The sequence below is a fragment of the Corallococcus sp. CA041A genome (genome assembly GCF_003612075.1).
Taxonomy (GTDB): Bacteria; Myxococcota; Myxococcia; order Myxococcales; family Myxococcaceae; genus Corallococcus; species Corallococcus exiguus.
This window is the reverse complement of record NZ_RAWF01000038.1, coordinates 36334-46205: the sequence shown is the minus strand read 5'-3', so window position 1 is coordinate 46205 and position 9872 is coordinate 36334. Positions and strand designations below refer to the sequence as shown.

Annotated in this window: 3 protein-coding genes and 1 pseudogene; 3 read left to right on the top strand and 1 reads right to left on the bottom strand. The window is 72.5% G+C overall.

The annotated features are described in order from the left end of the window. Positions 1-334, bottom strand: a pseudogene (locus tag D7V77_RS09795) (IF-2 protein); the annotation flags it as partial. A 128-nt stretch (positions 335-462) separates the two neighbouring features. Between D7V77_RS09795 and D7V77_RS45665 the strand changes: the two are divergent. Genes D7V77_RS45665 through D7V77_RS09780 form a run of 3 tightly spaced genes read left to right on the top strand, consistent with a single transcriptional unit; the run spans position 463 to position 9871 of the window. Then, positions 463-7110: a methyltransferase domain-containing protein gene (locus D7V77_RS45665; RefSeq protein ID WP_158624371.1), complete on the top strand. Its 6648-nt coding sequence runs from the start codon at positions 463-465 to the stop codon at positions 7108-7110. A gap of 24 nt (positions 7111-7134) precedes the next feature. After that, entirely contained in the window at positions 7135-7986 is an 852-nt protein-coding gene (gene dapF / locus D7V77_RS09785) for a diaminopimelate epimerase (protein ID WP_120575999.1), read from the top strand. A gap of 34 nt (positions 7987-8020) precedes the next feature. Then, positions 8021-9871, top strand: a complete 1851-nt coding sequence (locus D7V77_RS09780) for a response regulator (protein WP_120575998.1) — start codon at positions 8021-8023, stop codon at positions 9869-9871. Position 9872: the final 1 nt, after the last annotated feature.

The window sequence follows — 9872 nt, the reverse complement described above, 5'->3', positions numbered from 1 at the left end:
GGAGGGGGAAGAGGGCGCGGTCCAGGTCGTCGCGGTCGGTGAACTTCTGCTGCGTCAGCAGGGTGACGTCCTGGCCCTCCAGGGGGAGGGGGGCGTAGGCGTCCGCGAGGCGCGGGTCCCCGGGGCGGTAGGCGGCGGCGCCGGTGGGCAGGGCGCGGCCCTTCATCACCACCAGCTCGCCGTTCTCCTGCAGGACGGTGAAGGTGCGGGCGTTGAGCTGGCCCAGGAGGAAGACGACGCCGCCACCCAGGCCCAGGATGACGAGGAAGACGACGAGCCGGGTGAAGGTGCGGCGGGCCCGGTAGCCGAATCCCTGCGGTGAATGGGTGGTCATGTCGCCTGCTCTCCGGTCGGACGGGCTTGGGCCCGTGAGGGTCGAAACCTGAAATTGGGTCTTCTGGGACTCCAACGCTACGATTACCGCCCTGTCGGGATCATCATTTGCAATCCACCTTTCGTCGCATGGGGCCCAGCGAGCTGCTGCCCCGCTACATCTTCGCGGAGAGCCTGTTCGCGCGCCGGCGCGTGCTCGAGGTCGACGCCGTGGCGTCCACGGGCGGCGAGAGCGCGCGCTTCCTGGTGGAGCGGGGCGCGCGCACCGTGGTGGCGTGCGACGCGGACGTGTCCGCGGTGGAGGCGGCGCAGAAGGCCCATGCGCACCCGCAGCTGCGCTTCCGCGCCAACGTCTATGACGACCTGGAGGCGGGAAGCTTCGACCTGGTGCTGGTGACGGACCTGGCGCCCTACGTGCGCGCGCCGGAGCTGTTGGCGGAGCTGGCGCGGCTGGTGGCCCGGCAGGGCTTCCTGGTGGGCGGCCTGCGCAACATCGCGGGGCTGGCGCTGCCTCAGTTGCTGGAGCCGGAAGAGACGGTGCCGCCCACGTACGGGCAGCTGCTGGACGCGCTGACGGCGCACTTCCCGCATGTAGAGGTGGCCACGCAGTCGCCGGTGCTGGGCTACCAGCTGGCGTTCGAGCGGGGCGACGGGTTGCAGGTGGACGGCTCGCTCGTGCGGCACAGCGAGGCGGCGTACTTCGTGGTGATGGCGGGCCTGGAGCCGACGCGGGTGGTGGACCCCACGTGGGTGCAGCTGCCGCCGGAGCCGCTGGCCTTCACGCGCGGCAAGCTGGACGAGGTCGCGGCCCGGGCGAAGACGTGGGAGGAGCGGGCAGGGCGGCTGAAGGAAGCGGTGTCGAAGCTTCGCGCGGAGATTGGAGACCGCGAGGCGGAGGTCGTGTCGCTCAAGCCGGCGCTGGAGGGCGCCCGGCAGGACATGGCGCGGCTGACCGCGCAGCTGGAGCAGGCTCGGGGCACGGTGGAGTCCGCGCGCGAGCGGGACGACCTGAGCAGCCGGCTGCGGCGCCGTGAGCTGGAGTTGCAGGTCGCGACGGAGCGGATCGCCGATGCGGACCGGCGGCTGACGGCGCAGCGCCTGGAGGTGGAGGCGGCGCAGCGTGCGCAGGCGGACGCGGGCGTGCAGGCGCTTGCCGCGCAGGAGACTCTGCGGCTGGAGCGGGCGCGGCGCGAGGAGACGGCGGCGACGCTGGATGAGTCTCGCGAGCGGCTGACGCAGGCGTACACGGAGCTGCGCGACCTGCAGGATGAGCTGGGCTCGCTGCGCATCGACCGGGAGCGGGACCGGCTGGCGGCGGAGCGCGCGCAGGACGGCGCGGAGGACAAGCGCCGGCAGGCGGAGGCGGCTCGCGAGCGGGAGCTGCGCATCGCGGAGCAGTATTCGACGGCGCTCGCGGCGGTGGAGCACCTGAAGGCGGAGCTGGCGCGCGCGCAGGAGTCGGCGCGGACGGCGGGCGACGCGGTTCCGGTGAAGGACGCGGAGCTGGCGCGAGCGCGCCGGGAGCTCGCCGAGGCCCAGCAGCGGATGCACTCCGCCGAAGGGGCGCGCAAGGACGCGGAGGCTCGGCTCTCCGAGCGCGAGGCGTTGCAGCGCGGTCTGGAGACGGAGCTCACCAGCGCGCGTGAGGCGGAAGGCCGGCTGCGGCAGGAGCTGGAGGGCCGCGCTCAGTCGGAGTCGGCGGCTCGGGCGCTGGCGGCGCGGTTGGAAGAGGAGCTTCACGCGGCCGGGCTGCGCCTGGAGTCTCTGGAGGCGGAGCAGAAGCGGGTCGAGTCCGCGCAGCACGTCGCGGGGCAGCGGCTGGTGGCGGCGGAGACGGAGCGCGTCCGTGTGGAAGCCGCGCTCGTCCAGGCCATCGACGCGGAGCGGGCCCAGGCGCAGGCAAGGCTGGAGGAGGCGCTGGCCCAGGCCCGCGCCGAGGCCGACGAGCGGGTGACGAACGCGCTGGCCGCCGCGCATGCCGACGCGGATTCGCGGCAGGAACGCGCGCTGGCGGAGGCCCGCGAGCAGGAGGAGGCTCGGCTCGCGCAGGCGTTGGAGGAGGAACGGGCTTTCGCGGAGCTCGCGCTGGAGGAGGCCCGTGAGCAGGCGGAGGCCCGGCTCGAGAAGGCGTTGGCGGAGGCCCGGTCCGACGCGGAGGCCCGGCTCGCTCGGGAGTTGGAGGAGGCCCGGTCCGACGCGGATGCCCGTGTCGAGCGTGCGGCGGCGGATGCTCGCGAGGCGGCTCAGGCGCTGGAGGCGAACCGGTCTGACGCGGATACCCGTGTCGAGCGTGCGCTGGCGGATGCTCGCGAGGCGGCTCAGGCGCTGGATGCGGCTCGGGCCGATGCGGATGCCCGTGTCGAACGCGCGGTGGCGGAGGCGGCTCAGGCGCTGGATGCGGCTCGGGCGGATGCGGAGGCCCGTGTCGAGCGGGCTCTGGCCGACGCGGACGCTCGGGTGGCGAAGGTGCTCGCGGACGCCGCCGTTGAACGGGCCGCGGCCCTGGCGGAAGCGGAGAGCCGCCGCGAGCAGGCGCTCACCGAAGTCCGTGCCACGGCATCGGCTCAGCGGAGCCGGCAACTGGCGGATGTCGAGGCACGGACAGCGCAGGCCCTCGCGGAAGCGCGTGCCGAGGCGGAGGCCGAACGGGCCCAGGCGCTGGCCGAAGCCCGCGCCGAGTCCGAGGCCGAACGGGTCCGGCAGTTGGAAGAAGCTGAAGTCCGCGCGGCGCGGATGCTCGTGGAGGTGCGTGCCGAAGCCGAGGCGCTCCTGGCCCGTCGGCTGGAAGAGGCCGAAGCCCGCTCGGCCACCGCGCTCACCGACGCCCGCGCCGTGTCGAGCGGCCAGACGGAGCAGGTGCTCGCCGACGTGCGCGCCGAGGCGGAGGCCCGGCTCACGGCGGCGGAGGCGCGTGCCGCGGAGGCACTCGATGCCGCGGTCGAACAGGCCCGTTCCGAAGCCCGGGACACCCTGGCCCGTGAAGTGTGGGACCACGGGGTCCGGCTCGCGGAGTCGAACCAGGCGCGCGAGACCGCCGAGGCGAAGAACACGGAGCTGGAGGCAACGCTCCGCTCGTTGCGGCAGGAGTTGACCGACTCGGAAGCCCTGGCCGCGCTCATCCAGGAGGACCTGGCTCGGGAGCAGAAGGCCCGGGCCTCGGTGCAGGCGGAGCTTGATGCGGCTCGCGAGTCCCTGACCCACGAGCAGGAGCGGGGGGCTCGCTGGGAGGCGTTGCTCGCCGATACCCAGGCGCAGCTGCTGTCGGAGCGCGAGCAGCAGGCCCGCGCGCAGGTGGCACTCGCGAACCTTCAGGAGTCGCTCGACGCGGAGCGGGCCCTTCGCTCCCGACTGGAGGGTTCCGAGTCCTCGTGGAACGAGGCGCAGAGCGCACTGGAATCGGACCGGCTGCGGCTGGATGCCGCGCTGGGCGTGGCGCGCACGGTTTTGGAGGAGGAGCGCGCGCAGCGGGCCCGGTTGGAGGCGTCGTTCGCCCAGCTCCAGCAGAGCTCCGCTTCGGCGCTGGACGAGGAGCGCGCCCGGGCTGAAGCCTCGCGGATTTCGGCACAGGAGGCTCGGGGCCAGCTCGAAACGGACCTGTCGGCGGCGCGTGCCGCGCGGCTGTCCACCGAGGCTGCCTTCGAGCAGACGCGCCAGACCCTTTCAGAGGTCCAGGCCTCCTTCGCCGAAGCGCAGCGCACGAACGAAGATCTGCGGCAGTCGCACGCGGCGTCGGCGGACGAGGCGCGTGGATACGCCCGGGAGCTGGAAGAGGCCCGTGCCGCGCTGACGGAGGCGAAGCAATCGCAGGCGGCCCTGGATGCGACGGTGCGTGAGCTGCGCGCGGAGCTCACCGAGGCGCGGCGGTCCGAGGTGGAGGCGCTGTCCTCGCTCGATGATGCGCGTACGCAGGAGGTTCGCGACCGCGAGTCGCGCGCGACGGATGAGGTTGCGCTCCGCTTGGAACTGGAGACCCTGCGCACGGAGGCCTCGGCTCAGCGCGAGCGCCTGGCCGAAGCGGAGCAGGCGCGGGCATCCGTCCAGACCCGGCTCGCGGAAGTCGAAGCCCGTCGCGCCGAACTGGAAGCGTCGCTGTCGGACACCGAGTCTCGTTTCGCTGAAGAGGCCGCCCGTCTCACCGCGATGCAGCAGGCCCTCACGGAGGCCGAGGCCCGCCTCGCGACCGAGACCGCGCAAGGGGCCGTGCTGGAGCAGTCGCTCGCGGAGGCCGAAGCCCGCCATGCCGCCGCGTCTTCGCAAGGGGCCGCGCTGGAGCAGTCGCTCGCGGAGGCAGAGGCCCGCCATGCCGCGGATGCCGCGCGTCTGACTGCGCTGGAGCAGGCCCTGGCTGAGGCAGAGTCCCGGCAGACCACGGAGACCGAGCGCCATGCATCGTTGGCGCGGACGCTCGCGGAGGCCGAGGCCCGGCTTGCCACGGAGTCCACGCGGCGCTCCGAACTGGAAGCGGCGCTTTCAGAGGCGGAGGCCCGACAGGCCGCGGAGTCCACGCGGCGTGCTGAGCTGGAAGCGGCGCTCGCGGAGACGGAGGCCCGGCAGGCTGCTGAATCCACGCGGCGCTCCGAGCTGGAAGCGGCGCTCGCGGAGGCGGAGTCCCGGCAGGCCACGGAGTCCACGCGGCGTGCTGAACTCGAAGCATCGCTCTTGGAGGTCGACGTCCGGCAGGCCGCGGAGTCCACCCGCCGTTCCGAACTGGAAGCATCCATCGCCTTGGCGGAGTCCACGATTGCCGCCGAGACCGCTCGCCGCTCCGAGCTGGAAGCCTCGTTGAAGGACGCGGAGGCCCGCCTCGCCACCCTGGAGCAGTCCCTGGCGGACGCGGAGAAGCGCGCCTCTTCCGAGACGTCGCGCCGCGTCGGACTGGAAGCCTCCCTGACGGAGGTGGAGTTCCGGCTCGCCGCGGAGACCTCGAACCTCAGCGCGTTGGAGGATTCACTCGCGCAGGCGGAGACCCGTCTCGCGGAGGGCTCGCAGTCGCAGGACGCGGCACGCGAGTCCGAAGCTCGGGCCGCACGTCTCACGGAGTCCCTGAGCGCTCGCGAACAGGAACTGCGCGAAGCCAGCGCCCTGCGGGTCTCCATGGAGGCGCAGCTGGAAGGCGCGCTCTCGCGGACCGAGCGGCAGCAGCAGGACCTGGACGAACTGCGCGAGCAGCTGGGGCTGAAGGAGCAGGAGCTGACGGCCCTGCGCGCGGAGACGGCCCGCTTGGGCGCCGCGCACCAGGAGTTGATGCGCCTGGGCTCCGAACTGCAACGGGCGCACGCCGCGTTGCATGAGCGGAGCCAGCAGGTCGGCCGGCTGGAAGCGGAGTTGGTGGACGCCAGCGACCGGCTCGCCGCCACGCGCGAACATGCGGAGGTGCTCGTGGTGCAGCTCGAAACCGCGCGCCGCTTCGCGGGCAAGGCCACGAACCTGGAGTCCTCGCTGGAAGGTCTGCGCGAGGAACTGGCAACCGCTCGCGCGGATGCGGCCCGGCTCACGGAGACCGTCCAGACCGGGAACGAGCGCACCGCCACCCTGGAAGCACAGCTCGCGGACCTCACCACTCGCGCGGAGCAGGAGCGGACCGACCTGGAAGCCCGGCTCGCGGAGGCCACCTCTCAGGCCGGCACGGAGCAGGCTGAGCTGGAGCTTCGCCTGACCGAAGCGCTCACCAGCGCGGGCACGGACAAGGCCACGCTGGAGCTGCGCCTCAACGAAGCGCTCGCGCGAGCCGGCCTGGAGAAGGCCGAACTGGAGACGCGGCTCAACGAACTCCTCGCGAACGCCGGCACGGAGAAGGCCGAACTCGAAACACGCCTCGCCGAAACGCTCGCCCAGGCCGCCACGGAGAAGGCCGAACTGGAAGTGCGGCTCGCGGAAGCCACCGCCCAGGCCGGCACGGAGCGGTCGGAGCTCGAAGTCCGTCTCGCCGAACTCACGGAGCAGGCCCGCGAAGAGAAGGCCTCCATCGAGGCACAGCTCGCGGACGCCACCGCCCGGGCCGCCGCGGAACGGGCCGAACTCGAAGCCCGCATCGCGGACCTCACCGCTCAATCCGACTCCGCGAACGCGGAGCGCGACGCCCGTCTCTCGGAAGCCCAGGCCCGCGCCTCGACGGAACAGGCCGAACTCGAAGCCCGCCTCGCCCAATCCGCCGAACAGACCCGCGAATCGCTCGCCGCCATGGAGTCCCGGCTCGCCACGGCGCTCGAGGACGCGCGGACCGAACAGGCCGCGCTGGAGTCCCGCGTCGCCGCCCTGACCCAGGCCGCCGCCGATGCTGAAGCCCATGCCCGCCGCGCGGACACCGAGCGCACCGCCATGGCCTCCGAACGCGAGCGCCTCCAGTCGGACCTCACGGTCGCCCGCGCCGCCCGCGTCCGCCTGGAGGGCCGGACCAACTCCCTGGAGACCACCGCCGCGGATGCCGCGCGCCTCCTGGACATCGAGCGCGCTGAACGCGACCAGCTCTCCACCCGGATCCGCGAACAGCAGGCCCGGCTGGACGCGCTGGAGACCGAACGACAGACCCTGCTCCAGGCCCTGGAGGAATCGAAGTCCGCCGCCGCACCGCCTCCGGAGGACGTGCTGGAGATGGCCGCGGAGATGGAGGTCCTCCAGGCCCACGTGGAGAAGATGCAGGACCAGCTCGCCGCCCGGGAGGCCGAACTGGCCGAGCTGCGCCGCGCCAGTGCCCCCGCCGCTCCAGGAGCCTCGCGCCGGGCCATGCCCGCCCTGGACGTTCCCACCGCGCCCAAGAAGGTCGGCGAGCGCGAATAAACGCGGGCGTCTACACTTCCCCCCGTGGACGCAAGCGAACGCATCTTCAAGTACCACGGCCTGGGCAACGACTTCGTCGTCCTGGACCGGCGCCGCACGGGCCTGGACATCGACGCGGAGCAGTCCCGCTGGCTGTGTGACCGGCGCCGGGGCATTGGCGCGGATGGGGTGCTCGCCATCCTCCCGTCGTCTCGCGGCCTTGCCCGCATGGTCGTCCACAACGCCGACGGCAGCGTCGCGGAGATGTGCGGCAACGGCCTGCGCTGTGCGGTGAAGTATCTGGTGGACCACTCCGGCAAGCACCCCGCGCTCATCGACGTGGAGACCGGGGCCGGCGTGCTCACCTGCGAGCCCGGCTACGGCGATGGCGGCGTCGTCGGCGTGGACATCTCCATGGGCCCGGCCCGGCTGGTGGCCGCGAACCTGCCCTCCGGGACGACCGGCCAGCCTTTCGTGAGCGCCCCCGTGCCCGGCCATGAAGGCCTGCTCGGCACCGCGGTGAACATGGGCAACCCGCACCTGGTGCTCCTGGACCAGCCCCTGGAAGCCGCCGAGCGCCTGGGCCCCGGCCTGGAGCGGCACCCTGCCTTCCCGGACCGCACCAACGTGGAGTTCGTCCGCGTGGACGAGGACGGCCTCACCGTCGTCGTCTGGGAGCGTGGCTGCGGCCTCACCCAGGCCTGCGGCACGGGGGCGTGTGCGTCCGCCGTGGCGGCCGTGCTGGCGAAGCGCCTGCCCTCGAATGCCTGGCTGCGAGTCACCCTGCCGGGCGGAGACCTGAGAATCCGCGTTCCGGACGACCTGTCCGACATCCGGCTCCGAGGCCCCGTGGCCTTCGTCTTCGAAGGCGTTGTCGTGCTTCCAAGGGCCCGATAGCCTTCGGTTTTCCTCCCTTCGCCCCCCGAGCGCCGTGGCCGGTCCCATCCTCGTCGTCGACGACGACCTGTTCTTCCGACAACTCGCCACGGACCTGCTGTCGCGCCGGGGGCACCGCGTGGTGGCGGTGGAGAACGCCACCCTGGCCCTGGCAGAGGTGGCCCGGGCGACGTTTGACCTGGTGCTCACCGACGTGGTGATGCCCGGCGTGGACGGCTTCTCGCTCACCGCGCGCCTGCGCGAACGCGACCCCGAGCAGGAGGTCATCCTCGTCAGCACGCGCGATGACGTGCAGGGCTCGGAGGTCGCGCTGCGCCTGGGCGTGGCGGACTGCCTGGTCAAGCCCGTGGAGGAGTCGGACCTGCTGCTCGCGGTGGACCGCGCCATGGAGCGCGCCCAGCTGCGCCACGAGCGCGCCCGGCTCCAGGACGAGAACCTGGAGTTCGCCCGCTTCCACAACCTCCAGCAGCGCTGCCTGGAGCTGCTCTCCCATCCGGACCTGGAATGGCTCCAGGAGCGCGTCATCGCGGACCTGGGCGCGGTGTGCGACGCGCAGAGCGCCGCGCTGTGGGTGGTGGACGACCGGGGAGACCTGGCGCTGCGCTCCTACCGGGGCCTGCTCGACAAGCAGTTCCTGCCGGAGAAGATGAGCCCGGAGGGGCCGCTGTCCCTGCGCCTGCGCGAAGCCGCCCCGTGGCTCGCGCGCGATGAGCGCTCCCCGGTGCTGTACGTACCGCTGGTGGCCGCCGGGGAGGTGATGGGTCTGGCGCAGCTGTCCGACCCGCTCACCGGTGACTTCCGAGTAGAGCACACGCGCGACGCGAAGGTGCTGGCGGACTTCGCCGCGGTGGGCGTGAAGAACGGCCGCAAGCTGATGGCGCTCCAGCGCCTGGGCCTGCGCGACCGCGACACCGCCGCGTACAACCTCAGCTACTTCACCGACTACGCGTCCAAGGAAATCTACAAGGCGCGCAGGTACGGGCGCACGTTCTCGCTGCTGACCTTCAGCATCGACAACCTGCCGCTGGTGCGCGTGCGGTTGGGCGCGCAGGACGCGAAGAAGGCCGTGCGCGGCATCATCAAGGCGCTCAGTAAAATCATCCGCGACTCGGACGTCATCGCGAAGGCGAGCGACCAGGAGTTCTACCTCCTCCTTCCGGAGACGGACTTCTTCGGCGCGATGATGTTCGTGCGCCGCGCCGTCGCCGCCGTGCGCGACGAGCCGGACGTGCAGGATGTGGAGCAGCGCCTGCCGCTGGCGCTCGTGGGTGGCGCCAGCACCTTCCCCAAGGACGGCGAGGACTTCGACGAGCTGGTGCACCGCTGTCGCCGCCGCATGGACGAGCGCCGAGCGTCGCTCCAGCGCCGGCTGATGCTGGACGGGCTGCCGTTCTGGGACGAGGTGGACCTGCTGCTGGGCACGCCCAACAGCCCGCGCCTGCCCACGGATGACCGCGCGGAACCCAGCCGCCGGGGCAAGGTGGCGGACGTGCTCTTCGACGAGCTCCAGGTGGAGATCGCCCGGGAGCTGGTGCGCGACCCGGGCTCACGCGGGCTGCTCTACGTGGGCGGCCCGGAGATTCGAGCGGACCTGCCGCTGGCGGTGGGACTGGAGCAGGCGCCGCCGGACCTGTCGTCTCGCATCTACCTGTTGGGCCGCCGCGTGGACCTGGAGTCGCACGCAGCGCTCACGCCGGTGTTCCTGGAAGGGGACGAACGGGTGGCGCGCCACGAGTTCATCCTCTGGCTGTCGGAGAGTGCGTCGTACGCGCTCATCCAGCGGCGCGGGCGGGGCGCGACGTGGGGGTTCCACACCTCGGACACCGCGGTGGTGGACGGGCTCATCTCCAAGCTGCAGGCCGAATACGACCTGCAGCCCTACTGAC

Bases quoted from the DNA above. Each gene is read 5' to 3' on its own strand.
- D7V77_RS45665 (WP_158624371.1), top strand. From the start codon at position 463: ATGGGGCCCAGCGAGCTGCTGCCCCGCTACATCTTCGCGGAGAGCCTG.